The organism is Plantactinospora sp. A48 (genome assembly GCF_055793945.1).
The window spans coordinates 1-26,565 of sequence record NZ_JBTIXF010000052.1 but is presented as its reverse complement, the minus strand read 5'-3'; the positions used below and the strand labels follow the sequence as shown (position 1 = coordinate 26,565).

Annotated in this window: 22 protein-coding genes; 6 read left to right on the top strand and 16 right to left on the bottom strand. The window is 74.2% G+C overall.

Features of this window, described 5'->3' with window-relative positions:
- Positions 1-81 precede the first annotated feature (81 nt).
- Complete coding sequence (locus ACXN5W_RS22960; protein ID WP_473160419.1) at positions 82-3,594, top strand: AfsR/SARP family transcriptional regulator; 3,513 nt, start codon at positions 82-84, stop codon at positions 3,592-3,594.
- Here the strand turns inward: ACXN5W_RS22960 and ACXN5W_RS22955 are convergent.
- Positions 3,578-4,393: an ABC transporter permease gene (locus ACXN5W_RS22955; RefSeq protein WP_473160418.1), complete on the bottom strand. Its 816-nt coding sequence runs from the start codon at positions 4,391-4,393 to the stop codon at positions 3,578-3,580. The two genes, ACXN5W_RS22960 and ACXN5W_RS22955, sit on opposite strands and share 17 nt — an antisense overlap.
- Entirely contained in the window at positions 4,390-5,403 is a 1,014-nt protein-coding gene (locus ACXN5W_RS22950; protein WP_473160417.1) for an ATP-binding cassette domain-containing protein, read from the bottom strand. Before ACXN5W_RS22950 ends, ACXN5W_RS22955 begins: the two co-directional genes overlap by 4 nt.
- 298 nt (positions 5,404-5,701) lie before the next feature.
- On the opposite strand from ACXN5W_RS22950, the gene ACXN5W_RS22945 reads away from it, so the two are divergent.
- A complete protein-coding gene (locus tag ACXN5W_RS22945; protein WP_473160416.1) occupies positions 5,702-7,636 on the top strand; it encodes a DUF6311 domain-containing protein in 1,935 nt (644 codons plus the stop codon).
- Positions 7,637-7,809: 173 nt separating this feature from the next.
- On the opposite strand, the gene ACXN5W_RS22940 is transcribed toward ACXN5W_RS22945, so the two are convergent.
- Both ACXN5W_RS22940 and ACXN5W_RS22935 read right to left on the bottom strand, forming a co-directional pair.
- A complete protein-coding gene (locus tag ACXN5W_RS22940; RefSeq protein ID WP_473160415.1) occupies positions 7,810-9,432 on the bottom strand; it encodes an acetolactate synthase in 1,623 nt (540 codons plus the stop codon).
- A 198-nt stretch (positions 9,433-9,630) separates the two neighbouring features.
- Positions 9,631-10,404 (bottom strand): enoyl-CoA hydratase-related protein, encoded by a 774-nt coding sequence (locus tag ACXN5W_RS22935; RefSeq protein ID WP_473160414.1) that lies wholly within the window; start codon positions 10,402-10,404, stop codon positions 9,631-9,633.
- 118 nt (positions 10,405-10,522) lie between these two features.
- Between ACXN5W_RS22935 and ACXN5W_RS22930 the strand changes: the two genes are divergently transcribed.
- Both ACXN5W_RS22930 and ACXN5W_RS22925 read left to right on the top strand, forming a co-directional pair.
- Complete coding sequence (locus tag ACXN5W_RS22930) at positions 10,523-11,002, top strand: DUF6232 family protein (RefSeq protein WP_473160413.1); 480 nt, start codon at positions 10,523-10,525, stop codon at positions 11,000-11,002.
- 61 nt (positions 11,003-11,063) lie between these two features.
- Positions 11,064-11,546 carry a DUF6232 family protein gene (locus ACXN5W_RS22925; protein ID WP_473160412.1) on the top strand — a complete coding sequence of 161 codons (483 nt, stop codon included), beginning with the start codon at positions 11,064-11,066 and terminating at the stop codon, positions 11,544-11,546.
- 105 nt (positions 11,547-11,651) lie between these two features.
- Here ACXN5W_RS22925 and ACXN5W_RS22920 read toward each other — a convergent pair whose 3' ends face one another.
- Positions 11,652-13,013: an AI-2E family transporter gene (locus ACXN5W_RS22920; protein WP_473160411.1), complete on the bottom strand. Its 1,362-nt coding sequence runs from the start codon at positions 13,011-13,013 to the stop codon at positions 11,652-11,654.
- A 309-nt stretch (positions 13,014-13,322) separates the two neighbouring features.
- On the opposite strand from ACXN5W_RS22920, the gene ACXN5W_RS22915 reads away from it, so the two are divergent.
- Positions 13,323-14,201, top strand: a complete 879-nt coding sequence (locus tag ACXN5W_RS22915; RefSeq protein WP_473160410.1) for a hypothetical protein — start codon at positions 13,323-13,325, stop codon at positions 14,199-14,201.
- A 147-nt stretch (positions 14,202-14,348) separates the two neighbouring features.
- Here the strand turns inward: ACXN5W_RS22915 and ACXN5W_RS22910 are convergent, their stop codons facing one another.
- From ACXN5W_RS22910 to ACXN5W_RS22900, 3 genes are all read right to left on the bottom strand, one after another.
- Positions 14,349-15,248, bottom strand: coding sequence for a ribokinase (locus ACXN5W_RS22910; RefSeq protein WP_473160409.1), 900 nt, complete (start codon positions 15,246-15,248; stop codon positions 14,349-14,351).
- A gap of 64 nt (positions 15,249-15,312) precedes the next feature.
- Positions 15,313-16,149: an ABC transporter ATP-binding protein gene (locus ACXN5W_RS22905; protein WP_473160408.1), complete on the bottom strand. Its 837-nt coding sequence runs from the start codon at positions 16,147-16,149 to the stop codon at positions 15,313-15,315.
- Positions 16,150-16,337: 188 nt separating this feature from the next.
- Positions 16,338-17,513 carry an ROK family transcriptional regulator gene (locus ACXN5W_RS22900; RefSeq protein WP_473160407.1) on the bottom strand — a complete coding sequence of 392 codons (1,176 nt, stop codon included), beginning with the start codon at positions 17,511-17,513 and terminating at the stop codon, positions 16,338-16,340.
- A gap of 174 nt (positions 17,514-17,687) precedes the next feature.
- Between ACXN5W_RS22900 and ACXN5W_RS22895 the strand changes: the two genes are divergently transcribed.
- Positions 17,688-19,139: a glycoside hydrolase family 3 protein gene (locus tag ACXN5W_RS22895; protein ID WP_473160406.1), complete on the top strand. Its 1,452-nt coding sequence runs from the start codon at positions 17,688-17,690 to the stop codon at positions 19,137-19,139.
- Positions 19,140-19,510: 371 nt separating this feature from the next.
- Here ACXN5W_RS22895 and ACXN5W_RS22890 read toward each other — a convergent pair whose 3' ends face one another.
- From ACXN5W_RS22890 to ACXN5W_RS22855, 8 genes are read right to left on the bottom strand one after another with little or no spacing between them, the layout of a single operon-like run.
- On the bottom strand, positions 19,511-20,977 hold the full coding sequence (locus tag ACXN5W_RS22890) for a cation:dicarboxylate symporter family transporter (RefSeq protein ID WP_473160405.1): 1,467 nt from the start codon (positions 20,975-20,977) through the stop codon (positions 19,511-19,513).
- 31 nt (positions 20,978-21,008) lie between these two features.
- A complete protein-coding gene (locus tag ACXN5W_RS22885) occupies positions 21,009-21,722 on the bottom strand; it encodes a GNAT family N-acetyltransferase (protein WP_473160404.1) in 714 nt (237 codons plus the stop codon).
- Between the two features lie 58 nt (positions 21,723-21,780).
- Entirely contained in the window at positions 21,781-22,419 is a 639-nt protein-coding gene (locus ACXN5W_RS22880) for a DedA family protein (RefSeq protein ID WP_473160403.1), read from the bottom strand.
- Positions 22,420-22,473: 54 nt separating this feature from the next.
- Positions 22,474-22,965: a hypothetical protein gene (locus tag ACXN5W_RS22875; protein WP_473160402.1), complete on the bottom strand. Its 492-nt coding sequence runs from the start codon at positions 22,963-22,965 to the stop codon at positions 22,474-22,476.
- On the bottom strand, positions 22,962-24,098 hold the full coding sequence (locus ACXN5W_RS22870) for a molybdopterin-dependent oxidoreductase (protein WP_473160401.1): 1,137 nt from the start codon (positions 24,096-24,098) through the stop codon (positions 22,962-22,964). Before ACXN5W_RS22870 ends, ACXN5W_RS22875 begins: the two co-directional genes overlap by 4 nt.
- Positions 24,099-24,130: 32 nt before the next feature.
- A complete protein-coding gene (locus tag ACXN5W_RS22865) occupies positions 24,131-24,820 on the bottom strand; it encodes a class I SAM-dependent methyltransferase (protein WP_473160400.1) in 690 nt (229 codons plus the stop codon).
- Positions 24,817-25,500 (bottom strand): TIGR04282 family arsenosugar biosynthesis glycosyltransferase, encoded by a 684-nt coding sequence (locus ACXN5W_RS22860; protein WP_473160399.1) that lies wholly within the window; start codon positions 25,498-25,500, stop codon positions 24,817-24,819. Before ACXN5W_RS22860 ends, ACXN5W_RS22865 begins: the two co-directional genes overlap by 4 nt.
- Positions 25,497-26,153 (bottom strand): glycosyltransferase family 2 protein, encoded by a 657-nt coding sequence (locus tag ACXN5W_RS22855; RefSeq protein WP_473160398.1) that lies wholly within the window; start codon positions 26,151-26,153, stop codon positions 25,497-25,499. Before ACXN5W_RS22855 ends, ACXN5W_RS22860 begins: the two co-directional genes overlap by 4 nt.
- Positions 26,154-26,565: the final 412 nt, after the last annotated feature.

Sequence of the window (26,565 nt, the reverse complement as noted above, 5' to 3'; positions counted from 1 at the left end):
GACGGAGCGCCCACCACCGACGAGGGCACCGACCCGAGCCGGTAACGTCCGCGTCCCCGCCCGCCAGGCAGAATCGACACCGTGCAGATCGCGATGCTGGGCCCGCTGACCGTTGTCAGTGACGCCGGCACGCCCGTCCGCCTCGCCGGAACCCGGCTGCGGCGACTGCTGATCCTGCTCGCCCTCGACCCGGGTCGGGTGGTCGACAGCGGTCGGCTGGTGGCCGGTCTGTGGCCCGACGAGCCGCCGGCCGGCACCCCGAACGCCCTCCAGGCGCTCGTCTCGCGGCTACGGCGGGCCCTGCCGGAGGTGGCGATCGAGTCGCACCCGACCGGTTACCGGCTGGTCGTACCGGTCGAGGCGGTCGACGTGACGCGCTTCGAGCGGCTGGCCGCCGCCGGCCGGTCCCTGCTGGCGGCCGACCCCGCGCGGGCCGACGCCCTGTTGACCGAGGCGCTCGACCTGTGGCGTGGGCCGGCGCTGGCCGACCTGGACGATGCCGGCGTCGCCGCCGCCCCGGTCGCCCGGATGGAGGAACTGCGGCTGACCGCCGTCGAGGACCGGGCGGACGCCCGGCTGGCCCTTGGCGAAGCGCCCGAGCTGGTACCGGAGCTACGCGCCCTGGTGGCCGCCCATCCGCTGCGGGAACGACCGGCCGGCCAGCTCATCCGGGCGCTGGGGAGGGCCGGCCGGACCGCCGAGGCGCTGGCGGCGTACGAACGGCTCCGGACCACCCTCGCCGACCGGCTGGGGGTCGACCCGGCACCCGAGATCGCGGCGCTGCACCTCGACCTGCTGCGCGCGGCAACGGCCGGACCCGCCCCGGTCGCGGCACCCGGCAGACCGGCACCGGCCAGCCCCGCCGCCGCACCGGCCAGCCCTGCCGCACCGGCCAGCCCCGGCGGGCCGGCCGGCCCGGCCAGCGCGACGGCGACCAGCCACGCGGCGCCGGCCAGCCCCGCCGCCGCACCGGCCGTCGTCGCCGGATCGGGCGTCACCGGATCGGGCGTCACCGGATCGGGTGCGTGGAGCGTCACCGGCAACATGTCGTCGCCGTTCGACGCCGACGGCATGCCATCGCTGCTCGACGCGGGCACCGCGTCCTCGGTTCCGGCCACCACCGCGGCATCGAACCTGCCGGCTCCGCTCACCAGCTTCGTTGGCCGGGAACGCGACTGCGGTCAGGTTGCCAGCCTGCTGCGTACCTCCCGACTGGCCACGCTGACCGGGCCCGGCGGGGCCGGGAAGACCCGGCTGGCCGTCGAGTCGGCCCGGACCCTGCTCGCCGACGCGCCGGCCGGGGTGTGGTTGATCGAACTGGCCCCGCTCACCGATCCGGCCGAGGTGCCGCACACCGTCCTGTCCACGCTCGGCCTGCGCGAACAGGCCGTGCTGGCCGGCGGCCGGACCCGGATCACCCCGACCGATCCCCTCGAACCGGTGGTCCGGCTGGCCGCGGCGATCGGCTCCCGCCGGATGGTGCTGGTGCTGGACAACTGCGAACACCTCCTCGACGCGGTGGCCCGGCTCACCGACCGGCTGCTGGCCACCTGTCCCGCCCTGCGCGTACTGGCCACCAGCCGGGAACCGCTCGGCATCACCGGCGAGGCGCTGTGTCCGGTCGACTCGCTCGCCCTGCCTCCCGCGGGCGTCGGTGCCGAGGACGCCGAGCGGTATCCCGCAGTCCGGCTGTTCGCCGACCGGGCGGCGGCGGTGCGGCCGGACTTCGCGGTCACCCCGGCGACGGTCGCCGACGTGGTGCGGATCTGCCGCGCCCTGGACGGCATGCCACTGGCCATCGAACTGGCCGCGGCCCGCCTGCGGTCGATGACCCCGGCGCAGGTGGCGGCGCGGCTGGACGACCGGTTCCGGCTGCTGACCGGCGGAAGCCGGACCGCGCTACCCCGGCACCAGACGCTGCGCGCGGTGGTCGACTGGAGCTGGGACCTGCTGGACGAGCCCGAGCGGGCGTTGCTGCGCCGGCTGTCGGTGTTCGCCGGGGGCGCCACCGCCGAGATCATCGAGCGGGTGTGCGGCGCCCGACCGGGAACGGCCGATCCGGGACCGCCGGCCGATGACGTCTTCGACCTGCTCACCGCCCTGGTGGACAAGTCGCTGGTGGTCCTGGTCGGTGGGCCGGCGCCGCGTTACCGGCTGCTGGAGACCATCCGGGAGTACGGCCTGCGCCGGCTGGTCGAGGCCGGCGAGGGGGATCGGGTACGCCGGACGCACGCGGCCGAGTTCCTGACCCTCGCCGAGGCCGCCGACGCGCACCTGCGCGGGCCCGACCAGCTGGTCTGGCTGACCCGGTTGTCGGCCGAACACGACAACTCCATCGCGGCGCTGCGATGGGTGATCGCGGATGCCGACCTGGCGTCCGCGGTCCGGTTCGTGGCGGCGCTCGGCTGGCACTGGTGGCTACGCGGGCACCGGGCCGAGGGCGCCGAGTACGCGCGCCAGGTGCTCACCGACCCGGCCGCGCAGGCCCAGTCGCCGGCGGCGGTTTTCGCCCGCGCGTACACCGTCGCCGCCATGCTGGTCGTCGCCGGTGGCCAGGGCGACGTGACCGAGGGCCGGGCCTGGCTCGCCCGGGCGGCGGTGCTGGCCCAGCCGCACCAGGCGGTCGATCCGCTGCTGCGGTTGATCGGGCCGATGGCGACGATTTTCGACGCGCAGTTCGCCGAGTCCGCCCTCGCCGGGATGGCGGGACTGTTCGCCGACCCGGACAGCTGGGTGGCCGCCACCGCCCGGATGTTCCACGCCCTGTCGGAACAGAACATCGGCCGGCCCGACGAGAGCGCCGAGGCGGACCTGCGGGCGGCGGTGGCCGGTTACGCGGCCCTGGGCGAGCAGTGGGGAAGCGCGTACAGCCTCATCGCGCTGGCGGACCTGATCTCCCGGCGGGGTGAACACGCCCGCGCGGCGGAGTACCAGCGGCAGGCGCTGGACAAGATCCAGGCACTGCGGATGGCCGAGGACGTTCCCGAGTTGGAGGCACGGCTGGCCCACGAGCTGTGGCACCTGGGCGACCGGTCCGGCGCCTGGGAGTTGCTGGCGCACGCCGAACGCGAGGCGGAGCGACTGGGCTCCGACGAGTGCCGGGCGGCGGTCGCCTACGCCTACGGCGAGATCCTGCGCGCCAGCGGCGACTGGGCCGGGGCGCGGGTCCGACTGGAGCAGGCGGACCGGTTGCTCGACGCCGAGCACGTGGCGCCGCAGTGGCGGGCGATGCTCTCCTCGTCGCTCGGCGTGGTGGCGGCGGCCGAGGGCCACCTCGACCGGGCCCGCGAGGCCCACGCCTGGGCGCTGCGGCTCGCCAGCGAGTCGCACGACGCCCCCGTGATCGGCACGGTGCTGGTCGGCTACGCGGACCTGGCGGCGCGGTCCGGGCGCCCCGAGCGGGCGGCGACGCTGCTCGGGGCGGCGGCGGGGGTGCGCGGCGCACCGGACCGGTCGCTGCTGGACCGGTCACGGATCGAGGAGGCCGTCCGGGCCGAACTCGGCCCGGACGGCTTCGCCACGGCGTACGCGCGTGGGCTGCCCACCACGGCGGATCAGGCCGCCGAACTGGTCCGGCTCACACTCGACGGCTGAGGGCCCGCAGCGACAGCGGCACGAAGATCACGGCGATCGCGAGCGCCCAGAGCAGGGACTTCGCGACCGGGCCGGCCACCGGACCGCCCATCATCAGCCCGCGCACCGCGTTGGCGACGACGGTCACCGGGTTGACCTCGACCCAGGACTGCAACCAGCCGGGCATCTTCTCCGTCGGCACGAACACGTTGCTGGTGAAGGTCAGCGGGAAGATCACCGTGAACCCGAAGATCTGCACCTTGTCCGGTTCGCTGACCAGCAGGCCGACCAGCACCGAGATCCAGGACGCGGCCAGCGAGAACCCCAGCATCAGGGCGAACGCCCCCAGCACGCCGAGCGGACCGGTGCCGACCCGGAACCCGAGGATCATCCCCATGCCGAGCAGCAGGGCGATCGACCACGCCTGCTTGACGGTGTCCGCGAGGATCCGCCCGGCCAGCGGTGACCACCGGGCGATCGGCAGCGAGCGCAGCCGGTCGAAGACCCCCTTGGTCAGGTCGGTGTTCAGGCCGAACCCGGTGGTCATGGTCGCGAACAGGGCGTTCTGCACCATGATCCCGGGCAGCATGAAGGTCAGGTAGTCGCTCGACGAGCCGGCGATCGCCGTGCCGAAGACGTACGTGAAGAGCAGGACGAACATGATCGGCTGGACGCTCAGGTCGAGCAGTTCCATCGGGTTGTGCCGGATCTGCACGAGGCTGCGCCAGGCCAGCGTGAGCGTGTGACCCAGGCCGGTGATCGGGCCGACCCGGTTCCCGATCTCGGCGGCCGGTCGGGTGGCGATGGTGGCGGCGGTCATGCCGGGGTCCTCTCCGGCCGCCGGTTCTGGCGGCCACTGGGTGCGACCGGGTCGGTCCCGGGCGGATCATCATCGGTGTCCTCGGCCTCGTGCCCGGTGAGGGTCAGGAACACCTCGTCCAGGGTCGAGCCCCGCAGCGCCAGCTCGGCGACCCGGATCTCCGCGCCGTCGAGCCGGTCGACCACCCGGGACAGCACGGCGTCGTGGTTCACCGGCACGCTGGCCGTGCTCTGCCGCACGGTCGGCTGGCTGCCCGACACCTCGGCCAGCACCGCCACCAGTACCGGCAGGTCGGCCGGGTCCACCGGGCGGACCGCCAGGATCTGCCCGCCGGTCTTCATCTTCAGGTCCTCGGGGGTGCCCTGCGCGATCACCCGGCCGTGGTCGACCACCGCGATCTCGTCGGCGAGCTGGTCGGCCTCGTCGAGATACTGCGTGGTGAGCAGCACGGTCATCCCCTCACCCACCAGCCGCCGGACGGCGTCGTACAGCTCGTTCCGGCTGCGCGGGTCGAGCCCGGTGGTCGGCTCGTCGAGGAACAGCAGCCGGGGTCGGCCGACCAGGCTGGCCGCCAGGTCCAGCCGGCGCCGCATGCCGCCCGAGTACGTCTTGGCCGCCCGGTCGGCCGCGTCCGACAGCGAGAAGTCGGCCAGCAGCTCCCGGGCGCGCGCCTTGGCGTCCGCCCGGGACTGGCCGAGCAGCCGGCCGATCAGCAGCAGGTTCTCGGCGCCGGTGAGCGTCTCGTCGACCGAGGCGTACTGCCCGGTGAGCCCGATCAGCTGGCGGACCTGGTGGCTCTGGCGGACCACGTCGTACCCCCCGACCGTGGCCCGCCCGCCGTCCGGACGCAGCAGCGTGGCGAGCACCCGGACCGCGGTGGTCTTTCCGGCGCCGTTCGGTCCGAGCAGGCCGAAGACCGTCCCGTCCCGGACGCTCAGGTCCACCCCGTCCAGCGCGGTGGTCGCCCCGAACCGCTTGATCAACCCCTCTGCGGTGATGGCCTGGCTCATGATGTTCTCCCGTCCCCCTGTGTCATGCCGTCACCTTGCCGGTCGGGGGTGACATTTCGCTGACATCCCGTCCGGTCCGCTGACCCGCGGCTGATCGCTGGCTGACACGGCGCGGATTTCGCCTGGATGGCCCGGGTGGGCCGGTTGTCCGTCCGGGGGGCCGGATGCCGGCCTGGGTGGGCCGGGGACCGCCGGTCCCGCACCGGTGACGCCGGTCCTGGACGGCGTCGGCGCCGTCGCCGGGTCGCCTATGATGGGCCGCTGGTCCACCGCCCGGGTCCCCGCTAAGGAGCACACGATGACGGCATCGGAGTCCACCACCGCGACATCACCGGTGGCCGATCCCGATAATCCCGCCAGCGCCCCGGAGCGCGGCTCGGCCGACGCCCCGGCCGGCCGGGAGACCACGGCGGACCGGGAGATCACGACCGACCGGGAGACCACGACCGGCCCGCGGAGCACGGCCGACCCGGAGACCGCGAGCGACCGGGAGACCACCACCGGCAACCGGTCGCGCCGCCGCTGGCTGCCGGACCTCGCGGCCGTGGCCGCCTACCTGGCCACGGCGATGCTGCTGACCGGCCGGTTGTGGCGGGACCCGACCGGGCGGGCGTCCGGGGCCAACGCCACCGACGCCACGCTGTTCCACTGGATGTTGGCGCACTCGGCGCGGGCCGTCTCGCATCTGGAGAATCCGCTGCTCAGCGACCGGATGAACCAGCCGGACGGCATCAATGTGATGGCGAACACGTCCATCCTCGGCCTGGGCATCCCGCTCTCCCCGATCACGATGATCTGGGGTCCCGCGGTGTCGTTCCTCGTGGTGATCGTGATCGCCCTGGCCGGGACCGCCACCGCCTGGTACTTCGTGCTCTCCCGGTACCTGACCGACTCCCGGCTGGCCGCCTTCGTGGGCGCCGCACTGTGCGCCTTCTGCCCCGGGATGATCTCGCAGGCCGGTGGCCACCCGCACATCGCCCTGCAGTTCCTGGTGCCGCTCATCCTGGCCGGCGTGCTGCGTCTCGGCACCAGCGCCCGGCCGGTCCGGGACGGAGCGATCATCGGGCTGCTCATCGCGTACCAGGTCTTCCTCGGCGAGGAGACGCTGTTCGTCACCGCGCTGGTCTGTGTGATCGTGCTGGTCGCCTGGGCGGTGCAGCGGCCCCGGGAGGTGGCCCGGCGGTGGCGCCCGTTCCTCACCGGCGCGGTGACGGCCGGGGTGGTCGCCCTCGTGCTGCTGGCGTACCCGCTCTACACCCAGTTCTTCGGGCCGGGGAACTACCGCCACGTACCGGGGATCAAGAACTACGGCGCCGATCTGCTCTCGTTCGTCAACTACTCGCCGTTCAGCCTCGGCGGCGACCCCGAGGCCAAGCTCCGGCTGGCCCGCAACGAGACCGAACTCAACACGTTCTTCGGCTGGCCGCTGCTGGTCGCCATGCTGGCCATCGTCGTCTGGCTGCGGCGCCACCTGGTGGTCCGGATCGCGGCCGTGCTCGCGGTGGTGCTGATCCCGCTGTCCTGGGGGTACGACATCCTCGTCGACGGCCGGTACACCGGGATTCCCGGGCCGTGGGCGCCGCTGGTGGAGGCCCCGCTGTTCGAATCCGTGGTGACCAGCCGGCTGGGCATCATGGTGGCCGCTGCGTTCGGCGTGCTCGTCACGATGGCGCTCACCGAACTGCTCCGGGGTGACCTCCGCCGGCCGGTACGGATCGCGCTCGGGGTGCTGCTCGTCGGCACCATGCTGCCACTGATCCCCCGGCCGCTGCCGGCCACCCGAGCGGTCCAACTGCCGGTGTCCCTGGCCGACGGCCGGTGGCGGAACTACCTCACCGAGGACGAGGCGCTGATGCCCGTTCCGCCGCAGAAGCCCGACGTGGTCCGCGCGATGGCCTGGGCCGCCAACACCGAACTGGGCTTCAAGGTCAGCCACAGCTACATCCTCGGCCCCGACCCGGTACGCGGGGACGGCTGGGCCCAGTTCCACACCGACGCCAACGCGACGGACACCCTGCTCAACACCGTCTTCAGCACCGGCCAGCCGGCCCAGGTCACCGAGCAGGACCGCGAGCAGGCCCGGATCGACCTGCGCAACCGGCACGTCGGGCTGCTCGTGATGGTGGCGAACCGCCGCAGCGCCGACGCGCTGCGGACCACCGTCGACGCGCTGCTCGGCCAGCCCGGCCAGAAGGTCGGCGGCGTCTGGCTGTGGGACGTCGGCCAGCCGTGACCCGCTGACCGACCCCGGCCGGGCGGAGACCTCCAGATCGACCTCGGCCAGCGGTGGCCCCTGACCAACCCTCGGCCAGCGGTGACCCCTCGACCAACCGGTGCCGCGGACCCCGCACGGTCCGCGGCACCGTCCCGGCCGATCTTCGGCCGAAGCGTCACGCCCGGTGAAGGTCAGGCCAGGTTCGAGGACCGCGGGTACGCGTCGGACGGATCGGTGAGCACGTTGACCAGGTACGGCACGCCGGCGTCGAAGGCCCGGTGCAGCGCCGACCCCAGATCGGCGGCCTTCGTCACCGTCTCGCCGGCCCCGCCGAGCGCCCGTACCACCTCGTCGTAGCGCAGTCCCGGTTGCAGGTCGGCCGCCACGTCGTAGCCGTACATGGCCCGCATCGGGTGCTTCTCCAGCCCCCAGATGCCGTTGTTGCCGACCACGATCACCACCGGCAGCTTCTGCCGGACCAGGGACTCGACGTCCATCAGCGAGAAACCGGCGGCGCCGTCACCCATCAACACGCAGATCTGCCGGTCGGGGTGGCTGACCCGGGCGCCCATCGCGTAACCCAGCCCGGTGCCGAGACACCCGTACGGGCCGGGGTCGAGCCAGGTGCCGGGCTGGGCCGGCTCCAGGTAGCGGCCGGCGTACGAGACGAAGTCCCCGCCGTCGCCGATCGTGATGGCGTCCGGGGCGAGGATCCGGCGCAACTCGCCGTACACCCGGGCTGGCTTGATCGGGTCGGTGTCGGCGGCCATCTCCGTGGCGTACCGGTCCCGGGCCGCGTCCTCGGCCGCGCGCAGGTGGGTGATCCACGGCTCGTGATCGGCCCGGTCACCGGCGTGGTCGGCCAGCGCGGACAGGACCAGCCGCAGGTCACCGGCGGGGGCGACGGCCGGCGTCACGTGCGTCGCACGCTGGGACGGTGCGTCCACCACGTGGATCACCTGGGCGTCGCCGAAGTCCCCGAAGCCCAGCCGGAAGTCCAGCGGGGTGCCGAACACCGCCACCACGTCAGCTCCGCCGAGCGCCGTCCGGCGGGCCTTCGCGAAGGCGAGCGGGTGCTCCGGTGGCAGCGCTCCCCGACCCATGCCGTTGGTGAAGACCGGGATCCGCAGAGCCTCGGCGGCCTCCCGCAGCGCTGCCACGGCGTTTCCGGCGTAGACGTCGGAACCCGCGATGATCACTGGCCGTTCGGCGCCGGCGAGCAACCGGGCGGCCCGGCCGACCTCATCCGGGTCCGGCTCGACCGGGTCGACCGTGACCGGTTCCGGCCGGGCCGCCTCGCCGGCCGAGAAGACCACCTCGAGCGGCAGGTCCAGGAAGACCGGGCCACGGTGCGGGGTGAGCGCCGCGGTCAGCGCGGCGGCCACCTCGGTGGCGATGTCGTCGGCCGAGCCGATCGTGGCCGCGTGCTTGGTGACCGGACGTACCAGCGGCAGGTGGTCGATCTCCTGGAGGCTGCCGGCCCCCCAGCGGAACGCCGGCGCCCGGCCCGCCAGCACCACCACCGGGGAAGCATTGAAGAAGGCGCTGGTCAGGCCGGAGATCCCGTTGGTCACTCCGGGACCGGCGGTGAGCACGGCCAGCCCCGGCCGCCGCTGGAGCTTGGCGACCGCCTCGGCGGCGAACACCGCCGACTGCTCGTGCCGGACGTCGTAGATCGGGAAGCCGGTCTTGTGCGCCGCGTCGTACAGCGGGAAGACGTGCCCGCCCGACAGGGTGAACATCTCGGTCACCCCGGACGCGCGCAGGGCGGCGAGGGCGAGTTCGCCACCGTGCCCCTCGATCTGGTCAGCCATACCCGCTCCCATCATCGGCTCGATGGGATGCAGGTTACCGGCCGGTCACGTTCACGGGGATACGACCCCGCGCGGCGTCCTGCGCGGCGTCCGGACAGACGCCAGGAGGCGGGTCAGGCACGGCGTCGCGTCAGGCACGGCGTTAAGAAGGGCCCCTTCCTATACCGAAAGCGATAACAAGGGGCCCTTCCTTTCAGCTCAGCGGCCGGTGAAGTCGGGCTTGCGCTTCTCGACGAAGGCCGCCATGCCCTCCCGGCGGTCGTCGGTGGCGAACAGCGCCGCGAAGAGCTGGCTCTCCCAGGCCAGCCCGGAGGCCAGGTCCATCTCCAGCCCGCCGTCGACGGCCTGCTTGGCCGCCCGCAACGCCTGCGCCGGCCCGGTGAGGAAGGGCCGGACCAGTTCCACGGCGGCGTCGTACACCTGCGCTGCCGGCACCACCCGGTCGGCCAGGCCGATCCGCAGCGCCTCGGCCGCGTCCACCATCCGACCCGTCATGATCAGATCCTTGGCCCGGGCCGGGCCCACCAGCCGGGCGAGCCGCTGCGTGCCGCCGGCACCGGGGATGATGCCCAGCCTGATCTCCGGCTGGCCGAGCTTGGCGTCCTCGGCCACCACCCGCCAGTCGCACGCCAGGGCCAGTTCGCAGCCGCCGCCGAGGGCGTACCCGGTGATGGCCGCGACCACCGGCTTGGGGATCCGGGCGATCGCGCCGAGCGCGCTGGACAGGTCCGCGGCCCGCTCCGCCATGTCGACGTACGACATGTCGGCCATCTCCTTGATGTCCGCGCCGGCCGCGAAGACCTTCTCCCCGCCGTACACGATGACCGCGCGGACGCCCGGATCGCCGGTGACCGCCGTCGCCGCCGCCCGCAACTCCTCCTGCACCTGGGTGTTCAGGGCGTTCATCGGCGGGCGCTCCAGCCGGATCGTCCCGATGCCGTCCCTGATCTCCACCCGGACGAAGTCGTCCACGCTGACCTCACCTTCCTCCGCGCCGCCGGCGGCCCGCCCGCGGCCAACTGGCTGTCGCGTGCCCACATTACGGCCAGGTCGGTTGGGTATTCGGCGGGTGTCGGCCCGGGACGGAGCGATGATCACCTACTACGACGACGGAACCGTGCTGGTCACCTCGACGGTGATCCGGGTCGGTCCGCGCGCCTACCCGGTGGACGGGATCGGCCGGGTCTGGGTGGAACGCAGCGGCCGGTCCTGGGGTGCGCTGGCCGGTCGGGCCACCCTCGGCCTGGCGCTGCTCGGTCCGTTCGTCGCCGCCGCGCTCGGGCTCTGGGCGGCGGTACGCCTCGACGCCCCGGTCACGGTGACCGTGGCGCTGGTGGGTGGCGCCTGCCTGCTGGGCCTGGCCGCCGGACCGGTGGCCGACCTGCTGCTGGAGCGGATGGACCGCTCGTACGCGCGGGGGGCGGTCCAGTTGTGGCTGTGGGTGTCGCTCCACGGCCGGACGGTGCCGGTACTGACCACCCGGGACGCGCTGCGCTTCGGCCAGATCCACCGGGCGCTCCGGCGCGCGATCGAAAGTCCGCGATCCCGCCCCATTGATCTTCGTCATTGACCGCGATCGTCCGGACACGTAGCGTAGGGACGGTGTTGACAGCCCGCGCTTGGCTGGAGAGGTGACGCTCTACTACCGGGACGACTCCGTGCAGGTCACCTCCGAGCTGATCTGGAGCAGCGGTGCCGGGGTCCGGATCGAGGACGTGACGTACGTCTGGCACGCCCGTGGCCGGGCGACCGCGCGGGTCCGGTCCCGGCTGGTCGCCCGGGGCGTACTGGTTCTCCTGCTGTCCATCCCGCCGCTGGTGGCGCTGTTCTGCGTGGTGTCGCTGCTCTACGCGGCCCAGGACCGGCACCAGTGGGGCCTGGTGATCGCCATCCTGGCCATCGGCACCGCCGCCACGCTGGCGATGACCCCGTTCCTGGAGTTCCCGCTGGGTTGGTTGGACCGCTCCTACAGTCGCGGTGGCGGGGTGAACGAACTCTGGGTGCAGACCCGGGGCAAGGAGATCATGATGCTACGTACCAGCGACGCCCAACGGTTCGGTCAGATCTACCGGGCCGTGCAGCGCGCGGTGGAGCACCGGGTCGACCCGCGCTGAGCGACCGCCGTCCGGCCGCTGGAGCCGCGACCGACCCGCCGGAGCCACCGCCGACCGGTGCCGGACCCGACCACCGGTGCCGCCACCGGCGCCCGCCGCCGTTGGTCAGGAACTGTCGAGCCGGTGGAAGACCGTCTCCTGCAGGACGATCCGGATCGCGGCGGCGATCGGGATGGCCACCAGCGCGCCCACGATGCCCAGTACGGCCGCACCGAGCAGCACCGCCACCAGGGTCACGGTCGCCGGCACCTCCACCACCCGCCCGACGATCTTGGGCACGATGAGGTAGTCCTCGGCCAGCCGGAAGCCCGCGTAGAAGGCCCCGGTGGCGAGTGCCACCGGGAACGAGACGGTCAGCGCCACCAGCGACACGATGAACCCGCCGACGGTGGAGCCCACCACCGGGATGAGGTCGAGCAGGGCCACGGTGAACGCGAGCAGCAGCGGGTACGGCACGTCGAAGGCCAGCAGCCAGGCGAACGTACCGAGACCGGCGATCAGGGACGTGATCAGGTTGCCCAGCACGAACCCACCGATCTTGGTGAACAGCTCGTCGCCGATCAGGATGGCCCGGGGCCGTCGGCTGTGCGGAAACATCCGGTAGATCAGCCGCCGGATCCGCGGCAGGTCGACCAGGAAATAGATCGTCAGCACCAGCACGGTGAGCGCCGCGGCCGTGGCGCCGAGCACCATCTTGCCCGCGCCCAGCAACCGGGTCGCCGCGTCACCGCCGCCCCCACCCACCAGCTGCTGCAACTGTTCCTGGACGTGGAACCGGGCGTTGAGCCGGCCCACCAACGAGTGCCGGTCCTGCGCCGCGCGCAGATAGTGCGGAAGCTGCCGGACGAACTGACTGGTCTGCGCGACCAGCGGCGGAATCGCCGCCGCGAGGAATCCGGCGCCCACCGCCAGCATGCCGGCCGCGACGACCGCCACGGCGAGACCGCGCGGCATCCGCCGGGCCAACATCCGCACCGGCGGGTCCAGGCCGATCGCCAGGAACAGCGCGAGACCGATCAGCACCAGAATCTCGCGGCCCGCCGCCAGCAGCTGGATCAGGCCGTACGTGGTGGCCACGCCCGCCGCGCCGAAGACCCCGATCAGGTACGGCGACCGCCGGTCGAGCGGGCGGCCGGGCCGACCCAGGGGCGCGTGGTCGGTGCTGGCTCGGGCCGCCGCGTCCTCGGCCGCCGCCAACGGCTCCGCATGGTCCGTACCCGTGCCGGCCAGCGCGGCGGTGTCCTCGGCGGCCAGCGCCGTGAGGTCGTCGTCGGCCCGCGCGGCGGCCCGGGCAGCGCCCGTTCGCGGCCCGGTCCCGCCAGGCGTCCCCGGCCCCGTCCCGCCCGCGCCGGCCGGCTTCGACCCGGTCCCGCCCCCGCCATGCGTCCCCGGCTCCGTCCCGCCCGCGGCGGCGTCGCTCGGCTGCTCGGGATGCCGGTCGTCGTCCGGTTCCGTTTTCCTGGCCATCCCCCTCAGCATCCGCCGGGCCGGACGGCGGCGGGCGGCTTCGGCCCACCCCGTTGACAACGGGGGACGCACGGCGGGTGGATCCTGCCCCGCTGCCCCTTTCGGCACCCCGCCGGCACCCCGCGCCAGCATCCGCCCAATCCCGGCCCCCACCCGGCGCCCGCCGGCTGCCAGTCCTCACCCGGCACCCGCCCAGCCTCGTCGGGTTACGTCAGGTACCTCAGCGGGGCCGGATGACGTCGCTGGTGTACACCTCGGTGCACATGATCGAGTTCAGCGGGGGTGGAGCCGGCGACGCACAATGGCGGCATGGCGCTCCCCCTCCCCGGCCCCACGGCACTGATCGGGCTGACCCGCTCGGCCGTCAACCAGGCCGCCGGCCTGCCGGCCCGGGCCTTCGGAATCCTCGACGACATCGAGGCCCTGGTACGGCGGATCAACACCGTCGTCGACCGGGCTGAGCTGGTGCTGGACCGTACCGAGCGGATCCTCGACCGGGCCGAGGTCGCGGTCGCCGACATCGACGAGATCAGCACCGCCGCCACCGCCGCCGTCGACCGGGTGGCCGAGCTGACCGCCTCGGCGGCGACCCTGGTGGCCGACACCGAGGCGGTCACCACCAGGGCGGCGACCCTGGTGGCCGACGCCGAACAGGTCACCACCACGGCGGCGGGGCTGGTGGACACTGCCGGACGGGTCACCACCGGCGCGGCCACCCTGGTCGGGGAGGCCGAACAGGTCACCGTGGCGGCCGCCGCCGTGGTGGGCGAGGCCGAACGGGTGTCGGCGGCAGCCGGCTCGCTGGTGGGTGAGGCGGGACGGGTCGCCGACCGGGCCGGTGGAACGGTCGAACGCGCCGAGGCCATCGCCGCCATCTCCGGGGAACTGCTCGCCGCGTACGAACACACCCTGCGCAAGGGTGCCCCGATGGCGGGCCGGTTCGTCGAGCAGCTCTCCGCCGAGGAGGTGACCGCCGCCATCCGGCTGGTCGACGAGCTGCCGAAACTGACCCGGCACATCACCGCCGACGTACTCCCGATTCTGGCCACCCTGGACCGGGTCGGACCGGACATCCACGATCTGCTGGAGGTGACCCGTGATCTGAAGCTCGCGGTGGCCGGTATCCCGGGGCTGCGGATGCTCCGCCGGCGCGGCGAGGAGCGGCTCACCGGCGAGCGCACCGACTGACGCGAGTCCGGCCGGCGCCGCCCAGCCGCCCCCGCGAAGCCGTGCGCCCGCCGTAAGCCGCCGCCCGCCTGCCCGCCGTGAGCCGCCGCCCGCCCGCCGTAAGCCGCCGTCCGCCCGTAAGCGGCCGGCCACCCGTCCGCCGCGGGGTCAGGCCGGCGGTTGGTACAGCGTGTCGATGTCGGCCCGCTCCGGCATCGCGACCGAGGCGCCGAGCCGGCGGGCACAGGCCGCGCCCGCGGCGGCGGCCCAGTGCGCCGCCTCGATCAGCTCCCGCCCCTCGGCCCAGGCCACGGCGAAGGCGCCGGTGAACGCGTCACCGGCGCCCGTCGAGTCGACCGAGCGCATCCGTACCGGGGGAATGTGCCGGACCGGCTCGTCGCGGGCCACGTACCACGCGCCCGCCGATCCGGCGGTCAACAACGCCCTGGGTACGACGGACAGCAACCCGGACGGGTCCTCCCGGCCGTGCCCGGTGATCACCCGCGCCTCGACCTCGTTGACGACCAGTACGTCCACCAGCTCGGTCAACTCGGGCGACAGCGGTTGGGCGGGCGCGGCGTTGAGTACCACCCGCACCCCGGCCTCGCGCGCCACGGCGGCGGCCCGGAGCACCGTCTCGGCCGGAATCTCCAGCTGCGCGACCAGGATGTCCGCCGCGCCGATCATGGCGAGTTCGTCGGGGTTCAGCGCGGTGAACGCGGCGTTCGCCCCCGGCGTCACGACTATGGTGTTCTCGCCTGCGGCGTTGACCGTCACCAGTGCCACCCCCGACGCGCCGTAGACGACCCGCAACCGCGACGTGTCCACTCCGGACGCCGTCAACCGGGCGCTGAGCGTCACACCGAACGAGTCCGACCCGACCGCGCCGAGGAGTACGGCGGCGGCGCCGGCCCGGGCCGCCGCGATGGCCTGGTTCGCGCCCTTACCGCCGGGCAGCATCACGAAGTCGGTGCCGAGGACCGTCTCCCCGGGCTGTGGCAGGGTCGGGGCGGTCGCCACCAGATCCATGTTGGCGCTGCCGAGCACCACGACCCGCGGCCGATCCACCGACACCTCCTGGTTAAGCGGGGGCCCTTGCTATACCGAGAGCGATAACAAGGTGCCCTTCCTTTCAAGCGGCGCGGGCGGTGAACCGGTCGCCGGAGCGCTGCACCATGAGCGGCATGCCGAAGGTCGCCGTCAGGTTCTCGCTGGTGAGCGTCGCACCGAGCAGCCCCTGGGCGACGACGTGGCCGTCCCGCAGCAGCAGCGCGTGGGTGAAGGCCGGCGGGATCTCCTCGACGTGGTGGGTGACCAGCACCACCGCCGGCGCGTCCGGGTCGCGGGCCAGGTCCGCCAGCCGGCCCACCAGGTCCTCGCGCCCACCCAGGTCCAGGCCGGCCGCCGGCTCGTCGAGCAGCAGCAGCTCGGGGTCGGTCATCAGGGCCCGGGCGACCTGCACCCGCTTGCGCTCGCCCTCGGACAACGTGCCGTACGCCCGCTCCGCGAGCGCACCCACGCCGAGCTGGTCGAGCAGGGCCTCCGCCCGCGCCTCGTCCATCGGCTGATAGCTCTCCCGCCAGCGGCCGACCACGGACCAGGCGGCGGTCACCACCACGTCCCGGACCCGCTCCTGGCCGGGGATGCGCTCCGCGAGCGTCGCCGTGGACAGGCCGATCCGGGTACGCAGTTCCGCGAGGTCCGTCCGGCCGATCCGTTCGCCGAGCACGTGGGCGGTGCCGGAGGTCGGGTGCAGCCGTCCGGCGGCCAACCCGAGCAGCGTGGTCTTGCCGGCACCGTTCGGGCCGAGCACGACCCAGCGCTCATCCAACTCGACCCGCCAGGTCACGTCGCGCAGCAGGTCGTTGCCGGACCGGACCACGCCGACCCCGGCGAGGTCGATCACCAGGTCGTCGTGCGCGGGCGAGATGGGCGGCGGGGTGGCGCCGGGCAGCAGGTCACTAGGCACCCGACCATCCAACCACGGGCGTCGCACCGCCCCCCAGCGGCGCCGGTGCCGCCGCCGGTGCGGGCTTCCGGCGCCCGGTTGCGGAGCCGTCCCTGTTGATGAAGGCTTCCTTGGTGCGTCGCGCGTCGGACCGGTCAGCCGCGTCGGACCGGTCAGCCGTGTCGGACCGGTCAGCCGTGTCGGACCGGTCAGCTCAGGGTCGAGCCGAAGACCTCGTCCCGGACCGCGTCCAACGCCGTGGCCAGCGCGCCGCGCAGCACCGGCTCGTCGGGCACCTCGGTCACCACCACCCGTGGGGACACCGGGGTGATCTCGGCGACCTCCTGCCGGATCCGCTCGGCCAGCGCCCCCGCGCCGGCCTGGCCGACCTCGCCGGCCAGCACCACCAGCGGCGGGTCGAGCACCACGCAGGTGCTGGCCACCCCGAGGGCCAGTCGGCGGGCCACCTCGTCGAGCACCGGACCACCCGCCGCGCCGGCCGCCACGGCCGCCCGGATCGCCCCGGCAGCGGTGCTCGCCCGGAAACCCTGCTCCCGGGCCACCCCGCGCAGCGCCTCGGCGCCCGCGAGCTGCCCGAAGGGGGGCTTGGCTCGCCGCCCGCCGTCCGAGCGCACCGGAACGCCGGGCACCGGCAGGTAGCCGATCTCGCCGGCCGCGCCGGTGCTGCCGTGGTGCAGCCGACCACCCAACACGATCGCCAGCCCCACCCCCACCCCGGCCCAGAGCAGCACGAAGTCGTCGACCCCCCGGGCGGCCCCGGACTTCGCCTCGGCCACTGCGGCCAGGTTCACGTCGTTCTCGAAGACCACCGGCGTGTTCAGGTCCTCGCGCAGCGCCGCCAGCAGGCCGCGATGCCAGCGCGGCAGGTTGAACGCGAACGTGATGTCGCCGGTCGCCGGGTCCACCAGACCCGGCGTGCCGAGCACCACCCGGCGGACGCTGGCCAGTTGCGCCTGGGCACTGCCGGCCGCCCGCACCACCGCGTTGTGGACCACGCCCACCGGGTCGTCCGTGTCCCGGGTGGACTGTTCCACCCGGCCGACGACCTCGCCGGTGATGTCGGCGCAGGCCGCCACCACCCGGTCCGGGCCGACATCCACGCCCACCACGTGCGCGCTGCTCGCCCGTACGGCGTAGAGCTGCGCGTTCGGACCGCGACCACCGGCCTGTTCGCCGACCCGGGTCACCAGGCCGCGCTCCTCCAGTCGCTCCACCAGCTGCGAGGCGGTCACCTTGGACAGCCCGGTCAGCTCGCCGAGCCGGGCCCGGGTCAGCGGCCCGCGGTCGAGCAGCAGCTCCAACGCGGCCCGGTCGTTGAGGGCACGCAGCAGACGGGGGGTGCCGGGAAGGCGGGGGGTGGTCATGCCACGTCCTCTATTGTCAGGAAACTTTACTAACTCATAATCAGGCGTGCGGGTAGCCGTAGCGTAATGGTGGCAGCGCCGTCCGGCGCTCGGACCACCCGGCACGGCCTGCTGGAGCGAACGGGCCTTTCCGGTGCGACATTCGCGACCGGGAAGGTGTCGGAGGGAGACACCGTGGGGACCGATCCCGGACTGCGCCGGATGGCGCTGCGAACACTGCTGGCCGCCTTCACCGGCAGCGTGCCACCGCCCTGGGCGCTCGACCTGACCGAGGCGGGCCTGGCCGGGTTCACCCTGTTCGGCCGCAACATCGTCGATCCGGCCCAGGTGGCCGGCTGCACCGCCGCGTTGCGCGCCGTCCGCTCCGACGTTCTCATCGCGATCGACGAGGAGGGCGGTGACGTCACCCGACTGGCGCACGCCGTGGGCAGCCCGTACCCGGGAAACGCGGCGCTGGGCGCCGTGGACGACGTCGCCCTCACCCGGCGGGTCTACCAGGCGATCGGCGCGGAACTCGCCGCCACCGGCATCTCCGTCAACCTCGCCCCGACGGTCGACGTCAACACCGCCGACGACAACCCGATCATCGGTACCCGGTCCTTCGGCGCCGATCCCACCCGGGTGGCCGCGCACGCCGCCGCCGCCGTCACCGGGTTGCAGTCCACCGGGGTGGCCGCCTGCGCCAAGCACTTCCCGGGGCACGGCGCGACGGTGACCGACTCGCACCACGAGTTGCCGACCGTGGACGTGCCCGTCGAACTGCTCCGTGAACGCGACCTGCCGCCGTTCGCCGCCGTGGTCGAGGCTGGCACCCGGGCCATCATGACCGCGCACATCCGGGTCCCGGCACTGACCGGCGAGCTGCCCGCGACCTTCAGCCGGGCCGTCCTGCACGACCTGCTGCGCACCGGGTACGGCTTCACCGGCGCCGTCGTCACGGACGCGCTGGAGATGAAGGGCGCCTCGCTCGCCGCCGGCGGGATCGGTCCGGCCGCCGTCCGCGCCCTGGCCGCCGGCGCCGATCTGCTGTGCATCGGTTCGGACGTGGACGCCGAACTGGTCGAACGGGTGGCCGCGGAGATCGTGGCGGCGCTCGGCGACGGCCGGCTGACCATGGCTCGGCTGGCCCAGGCGACCGACCGGGCCGCCGAGCTGGCCGCCTGGACCCGGGCCGGCACGCCGGGCGAACCGGTCGACAGCCTGCTCGGCTACGCGGCGGCCCGCCGGGCCGTCCGGGTGGAGGGCGACGTGACGGGCCTGGAGAAGGCGCTCGTGGTGCAGCTCCTCTCCTCCTCCACCGTCGCCGAGGGTCGGGTGCCGTGGGGTCTCGGGCCGCACCTCGCCGGCGGGGACCCGCACCGGGTGGTGGCCACCGAGACCGAGCCGGACACGCTGCGGGAGCTGGCCGGGGAACGGCCGATCGTGCTGGTGGGCCGGCATCTGCACCGGCTGGCCGGTGCCCGACGACTGGTCGAGGCGCTGGCCGCCACCAACCCGGTGGCCGTGGTCGAGATGGGCTGGCCCTCGCCCTGGCGACCGGCCGGGGTACGCGCGTTCGTCACCACGTACGGCGCCAGCCACGCCAACGGACGGGCGGCGGCCGAGGTCCTCGGCCTGGCCGGCTGACAACCCGGCGGCGCCCGACGGGATCCGCACTTCGATGACCGTGGGTAACCTGCTGTCGGGCTGCCGACGGGCCGCCCCAGCTCGGAAAGCACCGATCTACCTCACCGAAGAGGTAATTCGGGCGAGGCGTCTTGAAACGCGGTGGTCGGATACGTAGCGTTACCGGTGCGCCGAGCGGCACCCCGTTGGCGCCGCGATCTCCCCGGGTACGTCCACCCTCTCGTACCATGCCAGCCGGCCGGCAGCCATGTCGGCCCGGCGCGGCCTGTCCCAACCTGGCCTGGGGATGGACGCGGACCGTGGGCCCGCCGGGTCCACGGTCCGCGGGACCTACCCCGCCGATCGTCCCCGCCGATCGTCCCCGCCGGACGTCAGCGTCCGCCGGGGCGGTGATCCACCCGCTCGGCGTCCGCCGGGTCGGTGGCCCGGTCGGCGTCGACCGGTCCGTCCGGGGCGGAGGGTTCGTCGGTCCGGACATCGTCGAGCATCGTGCTCTCGTCGAACGGGTACCGCCCGTCCAGCGCGGCGGTCGCCCGTTCCCGGTCGAGCTGGCCGGTCCAGGTACCGATCAGCACGGTGGCCACGGCGTTGCCGGCGAAGTTGGTCAGCGCCCGTGCCTCGGACATGAACCGGTCGATGCCGACGATCAGCCCCACGCCGTCCACCAGGTCCGGCCGGTGGCTCTGCAGGCCACCGGCGAGCGTCGCGAGCCCCGCCCCGGTCACCCCGGCGGCGCCCTTGGCGGCGACGACCATGAAGACCAGCAGCGATATCTGCTCGCCCCCCGACAGCGGCTTGCCCAGCGCGTCGGCGATGAACAGCGACGCCATGGTCAGGTAGATGGCCGTGCCGTCGAGGTTGAACGAGTACCCGGTCGGCACGGTGATGCCGACGACGGTGCGGTCGACCCCGGCGTGCTGCATCTTGGCGATGAGCCGGGGCAGGGCCGACTCGGACGAGGAGGTGGAGAGGATGAGCAGGAACTCCCGGCCCAGATAGCGGAGCAGCTTGAAGATGGAGATCCGGGCGACGAACCACAGCAACGCGCCGAGGACGACGAAGACGAAGATCAGGCAGGTGGTGTAGAAGCCCAGCATGACCTGGAGCAGGCTCTTCAGCGCGTCCAGACCGGTGGCGCCGACCACGGCGGCCATCGCGCCGAAGGCGCCGATCGGGGCCACCCACATGATCATCGCGAGGACCTTGAACACCACCCGCTGCGCGGCGGTGATCGCCCTGATCACCGGCTCGCCGTGCGCACCGAGACCCTGCACGGCGAAGCCCACCAGCAGGGCGACCAGCAGCGCCTGGAGCACCTCGCCCTCGGTCAGCGCCGAGAAGAGGGTGTTCGGGATGATGCCGAGCAGGAACTCGACGGTCCCCTTGGCCTCGCTGCCGGCGGCCTTCTGGCCGGCCCCGGCCAGCGCCTCGGTGAGGTGCAGCCCCGCACCGGGATGGATCAGGTTGCCGACCACCAGACCGATCGCCAGGGCCACCGTCGACATCACCAGGAAGTAGCCGAGCGCCAGCCCGCCCACCTTGCCGACCTGCGCGGCACGCCGTACCGAGCCGACCCCGAGCACGATCGTGCAGAAGATCACCGGCACGATCATCATCTTGATCAGGTTCACGAACCCGGTGCCCAACGGGGCGAGTCTCTTGCCGAAGTCCGGGAACAGGAAGCCGACCGCGATCCCGAGCAGGACGGCCACGATCACCGCCAGGTACAGGTACCGGGTGCGGTCCCGCCGGCCGCTGGGCTCCGCCGGGGCGGCGGCGGGGTCGGATGCGCCGGCCCCGGGTCGGGGTGCCGGGATCCCCTCGGAGGTTGTCGACATGGCCGGTGACCTTACCCCGCTGTAACCGGCGTCACACCCGATCGTCCGCGACCCGCCGCACGGAACCGTTGATCCCCGGCTCCGGCGGCTCCACCAGGCCGTACGCCGACCATCCCCGGTCCGGGAACCCGGCCGCTCCCGCCACCCGGGCCGACGCCACGTTGTCCACCGCGTGCAGGTAGGTCGGCACCGCGCCCTCGTCGAGGACCCGCCGGGCCGCCTGGGCGACCAGCCGGCGGGCCAGGCCCCGACCCCGGGCCGCCGGCTCGGTTCCGACCGCCAGTTCCCGCCCGTACCGGTCGTGCCGCTTGATGCCGACGCCGGCCAGGTACCGGCCCTCGCCGTCGAGCGCCACCAGCACCTCCCGGCCGAACGGCCGCAACCAGTCCGGCACGACCGGATCGTGGGCGCCCAACCACTCCCCGGCGGGCGGCAGCGGCGCGGGATTGAGGGTGCTGCGGAAGACCGCCCGGAAGATCCGACCCCGAGGCCGGCCCAGCAGCGCCGGCAACCCGCTCAGCAGGTCCTCGAACGGTTTCGCCGGCAGCGCCCGGACCTCGGTGGCGACATCGGGCGGCACCGAGAGCACCGTGGCGGTCGATGAGGCCACCCCGACCACGGGGTGTACCAGGCCGTCCCAACCGGGCTGGCACCGGCGGACCGAACCCACCACGTGTCGCCCCGGCCCGGCCGGCCACTGCCCGAGCCAGGTGGCGAGGTGCAGGAAGAGGCGCCGGTCGTACATGGATCCCCCTCGTACGGTTCGGCGGCGGCGACCCCACCGGCCGGTCGGGTCACCGATCCTACGATCGCGCTCGGCCCTCCGGCCGCTCGGCACGGCGTCGGACCCGACGCGACCGGATCCGCCAGGCGACCAGGCCCACCAGAACGATCACGGCCACCCCGACGGCGGCGCCCCGGCCGACGTAGCGTTCGACGGTCCGGTAGGAGTTCCCGGCCAGGTAGCCGGCGAGCACCACGCCGGCGCCCCAGACCAGGCCACCGGCCGCGTTCCAGACCAGAAACCGCCGGTACGGCATGTGCGCGGCCCCGGCCAGTGCCGGCATGACGGCCCGGAAGAACGCCACGAACCGGCCCAGGAAAACCGCCCGACCACCCCGCTGGGCGAGGAGTCGGCCGGCCCGGTCCAGCCGGTCGGCATGCCCGCGCAGCAGCCGGGTCCGGGTCAACCGCGACCCGAGATGACGACCCACCTCGTAACCCACGGAGTCCCCGGCCACCGCGGCGAACACCACCAGGGCGACGATCGTGGTCAGCGAGACGTGTCCCAGCGCCGCCGCCACCCCGCCGAGCAGGGCGGCCGTCTCCCCCGGCACCACGAACCCGACAAACAGCGCGTCCTCGACGAAGACCAGCGCGGTGACCACCGCGTACACCAGGCCGCCGGGCAGCGACACGAGCCGTTCGAGCAGCGCGCTCACCCGAGCCACCCTACCGATCCCGGTACCTCGACCCACCCCCGTCGCGGTCCACGATCACGAGTTGGCGGGCGTCCCCGAACGGGCCGGCGGGACAGCGCCGGCCCGGGGGCCACGGCGGGACAGCACCAGCGCGAGCGCCACGCCGACCCAGAGTGCCGCCAACCACACCGCGAGCCCGGTCAGGTAGTCGCGGTCCTGCAGGCCCGGGTTCGGCGGCGCCGCGGCGGGTCGCCAGAGCAGCGGAACCGCGATCAGCAGCAGGGTGCCGGTCACCGCCAGCCCGAACCGGACCCACCGCCGGGCCGTCGCGGACAGCAGCCGGCCCAGCGCCAACCCCACCAGCCCGACCAGCGGCGCCACCACCGCGTCGTGCAGCACCGGGCCGGCCAGCAGCCACCAGCCGGCCACGCCGAGCAACGGCCACAGCAACAACCCGCCGTACCCGCCGACGGCGGCCCCGACCAGCACCAGCAGCACCCGGACGACCCGCTCCCAGGTCCCCGTCGCCGCACCCACGGACCGCGCGGGCACGTCCGGGTCCGTCACGACAGCACCTCCAGCCGGGTGACCCACTTGGTCTGCAACACACCCGGACGGCTCGGCGCGATGAGCCGACACGGGTACCCGTGGTCGGGGGTCAGCTGCGCGCCGGCCAGCCGCAACGCCAGCAGGGTGCGGGGATCCCGCGCGTGTGGCCCCGGCAGGGTGCTGTTGGCGTACAGCCCCGCCGGCTCCAGGGAACCGATCCGCACCGGCCGACCGATCGGCGCCCCGGCCGCCGCCAGCAGCACCCGCAGCGGCACTCCGGTCCAGGTCGCGGTGGCGCTCCAGCCCTCGACACAGGCGATCGGCAACCGCTCGGACCGCTGCGGCAGCGCGGCCAGGTCGGCCAGGCCGAACGACCGCGACCCGCCGGGGAACACGACGGTCAGACGCCAGTCCGGTGGCACCACCACGCCGGCCGCGACGGCCGTCCGGTTCACCGGTACGCCCTGGGGCGGGTCAGCCCCGCGCCAGGCCAGTGGCGAGATCCGCCGCAGTCCGGGCACGGTGACCCCGGCGCTGGCCAGCACCGCGACGCCGGCGACACCGACGGCGGTCCGCACCAGCGCCCGGCGCTCGGCGTCCACCGCCGGGGACACCGCCCGGTCCCGCAGGGCGGCCCGGATGACCGGCAGCTTCACCCCGACGTGTACGACGAGCGCCCCGACCGCGAGCCAGCCGACCGCGTAGTGCGCGGCCGGGAAGAAGAACCGCCACGGGTACGACTGCGCGACGTTGAACAACCCGGTGACCAGCTCGAAGAAGACCGCCGCGAGCAGGACCAGGATGCTCACCCGCTCGGCCAGCTCGGCGAGCAGCCGACCGCCCGACCGCACCGACGGCCGGGCGAACAGCCGCACCGACGGGCGGGCGAACAGCCGGGGATAGACGCTCCACAGTTTGGCCACCAGCAGGGGCACCGCGGCGATCCCGGACAGCACGTGCGTTCCCTGGGTCAGCCGGTAGAGCTGCGCGGGCTGGGTCGGCCAGTCGAACCAGGCCGGTGGGTGCTGGGCCAGGTGGCTGGCCAGGCCGGTGCCGAAGCACAGCGCGACGGCCACGCCGAGCCAGCGGCCGAGCCGGGCTGCCACCGCCGGGGCGTGGGCCGGCCCATGGAAGTCCTCCGGACGCGGCACGCGGGGACGCGTCCACAGCCGGCCGACCCGGCTCATCGCCGGACCAGCTCGACGAACCAACGGTCGCCGGCCTGGGACACCTGGCGTACGGCCAGCCCGTCCGGCAGGTGCCGGTGCGCGTGCTCCACCCCCAGCCGGGCCCAGCGGAACTCCGGGCCACGCCGGGGCGGACCGGCCGGTCCAGCGTGGGCCACGTGCGCCAGCCCACGCCACCCGCCGACGCCCGGCGGGTCACACTCGACCAGCGCCGTGCCGCCCCGCCGCAGCAGCGCCGCGCACCGGCGCAGCAGCGCCACCGGGTCCCCGCCGATCCCGATGTTCCCGTCGAGCAGCAGCAGGTGCGCCCAGCGCCCCTCACCGGGCAACGGGTCGAAGACGTTCCGGCGCAGCGCCGTGGCACCGCGCCGCCGGGTGAGCCGGACCGCGTCCGCCGAGGTGTCGATCCCGAGCGCCGGTACGCCCCGGCCGGCGACCGCGAGGGTCGCCCGGCCCGGGCCGCAGCCGATGTCCATCGTTGGCCCGGCGCACCGGGCCGCCAGTTCCCGCACGGCCGGCTCGGCGGGACCGTGCCACCGGCGTACCGGCAGCGGCGTCCACCGGCCATCGGACTGGACCAGCCAGTGCCGGGTCCGGTCGTCGGGAACGGTGAGCGCGGTCGTGAACCCGTCTCCGACCGACGCGGCGGGCCGGTCGAGGGTGGCCGGGACGGTCGTGACGGTCATGCCGGCGCTCCGGTGTCAGCCAGCGCGGCGGCCACGGCGCCGACCGCCGCACCGAACCGGCCGGGGGCCGCGGTGGCGGCGACGGTCCGGGCCGCCGCCCAGGTGTCCACGTCGGTCAGCTCCGGCAGGTCAGCGATGCGCAGCCGGCGGGCGGCGAGGGCGGCCCGGGTGAGCTGGCCGGTCACCGGCGTGGACATCGGCACCGCCCGCAGCGCGTCGGCGTCCCTGGGGTCGGCCAGGCCCAGCGCCCACCAACCGCCGTCGGCCGCCGGCCCGAGCACCGCGTCCGTCGTGCCGAGCAGTCGCGCGGCGGCGGCCAGCGGGCCGGGACGTACCTGCGGGGTGTCCATGCCGATCTGCAGCACCGGCCGGCCAGGCTCCAGGGCTGCGGCGTCGGCGTGCGCGTTGGCCAGCCGGGCGGCCAGACCGATCCCGCGCTGTGGAATCAGCCGCCAGCCGCGCAGCGTCGCGCGCAGTTCGGCCGCCCGCGCGGCGGCGGCCAGATTTCCGGCCCAGGCCAGCACGGGAACGATTCCGGGGGTGGCCCGGACCATGTCCAGGGTGTCCAGCAGAGCCGCCGCCGCGACCTCGGCGGCCTGTTCCGGGCTCGCCGGCGGGCAGAGCCGGGTCTTCACCTCGCCGGGCACGGGTGCCTTGGCGACCACCAGCAGGACGGTCACCGCAGCACCGCCGCCATGTCCCGGGCCGCGCGCAGCGTGCCCCGCACCGAGCCGGACACCTTGGACCTGGTGCCGGCGGCCCGTCGCGCGTACGTCACGTCCAGCTCGCGGATCCGCCAGCCGGCGCGGCCGGCACGCAGCAGCAGTTCCAGCGGGTAACCGAAGGCGCGGTCGGTCACCCCGAGTTCCAACAGCGCCGTCCGGCGGGCCACCCGGACCGGCCCGATGTCGTGCACCGGTACGCCCCGACCGCGCAGCCGCGCCGCGATCAGCGCGTTACCCAACCGGGCGTGCCAGGGCCAGGCCCCGACCGCGACGGGGATCCGACGGCCCACCACGAGATCGGCCTCGCCGGTCAGCACCGGGCCGGCGAGGGCCGGCAGGGCGCCCGGGTCGAGCGATCCGTCGGCGTCGAGGAAGCAGACCACGTCCGCCGACGCCGCCAACAGCCCCGTGTGTACGGCGGCGCCATAGCCGCGCCGCGGTTCGTGCAGCACCCGTGCGCCGTACCGGGCGGCGACCTCCGGCGAGCCGTCGGTGGAGCCGTTGTCCACCACGATCGCCCGGCAGCCCGGCGGCAGCCCGGCCAGCACCCCCGGCAGAGCCGCCGCCTCGTCGAGGCAGGGCAGCACCACGTCCAGCGTGAGTTCCATGCCGCCCGACGCTAGGGGCGCGCGGGCGGATCGGGACGGCTCCGCCCGGTTACGGAGTTCTTACGCCGTACCGAGTTCTTACGAGCCCGTAACGGGTGGCCGCGACCACCGGCCGGCCCCGCCGACGACCGCTACCGTGGGCGGTCACCATGACCCGACCCGCACACCAGAGCCGGCAGACACCCACCAGCTCCGAGGTTCCGCCGGACCCGCCCACGACCGATAACTGGGCCGGTGCTCGACTCCGCCAAACCCCGGCTCCGGCTGCGCCCCGGCGGCAATCAAGCCTGACCGCCCAGAGCGAGCGGACACCCACCGTCAGGGTTCCGGCGGAATCGACCACCAAGGGGCCTAGGCCCCCCACCCAAAGTATGGGGGGTCCGAGGGACACCACCAGGCGAAACGAACCTTT

Coding starts and splice junctions, on each gene's coding strand:
- ACXN5W_RS22955 (WP_473160418.1), bottom strand. CDS start 4,393: ATGACCGCCGCCACCATCGCCACCCGACCGGCCGCCGAGATCGGGAAC.
- ACXN5W_RS22950 (WP_473160417.1), bottom strand. CDS start 5,403: ATGAGCCAGGCCATCACCGCAGAGGGGTTGATCAAGCGGTTCGGGGCG.
- ACXN5W_RS22945 (WP_473160416.1), top strand. CDS start 5,702: ATGACGGCATCGGAGTCCACCACCGCGACATCACCGGTGGCCGATCCC.
- ACXN5W_RS22940 (WP_473160415.1), bottom strand. CDS start 9,432: ATGGCTGACCAGATCGAGGGGCACGGTGGCGAACTCGCCCTCGCCGCC.
- ACXN5W_RS22930 (WP_473160413.1), top strand. CDS start 10,523: ATGATCACCTACTACGACGACGGAACCGTGCTGGTCACCTCGACGGTG.
- ACXN5W_RS22920 (WP_473160411.1), bottom strand. CDS start 13,013: ATGGCCAGGAAAACGGAACCGGACGACGACCGGCATCCCGAGCAGCCG.
- ACXN5W_RS22915 (WP_473160410.1), top strand. CDS start 13,323: ATGGCGCTCCCCCTCCCCGGCCCCACGGCACTGATCGGGCTGACCCGC.
- ACXN5W_RS22900 (WP_473160407.1), bottom strand. CDS start 17,513: ATGACCACCCCCCGCCTTCCCGGCACCCCCCGTCTGCTGCGTGCCCTC.
- ACXN5W_RS22890 (WP_473160405.1), bottom strand. CDS start 20,977: ATGTCGACAACCTCCGAGGGGATCCCGGCACCCCGACCCGGGGCCGGC.
- ACXN5W_RS22885 (WP_473160404.1), bottom strand. CDS start 21,722: ATGTACGACCGGCGCCTCTTCCTGCACCTCGCCACCTGGCTCGGGCAG.
- ACXN5W_RS22865 (WP_473160400.1), bottom strand. CDS start 24,820: ATGACCGTCACGACCGTCCCGGCCACCCTCGACCGGCCCGCCGCGTCG.
- ACXN5W_RS22855 (WP_473160398.1), bottom strand. CDS start 26,153: ATGGAACTCACGCTGGACGTGGTGCTGCCCTGCCTCGACGAGGCGGCG.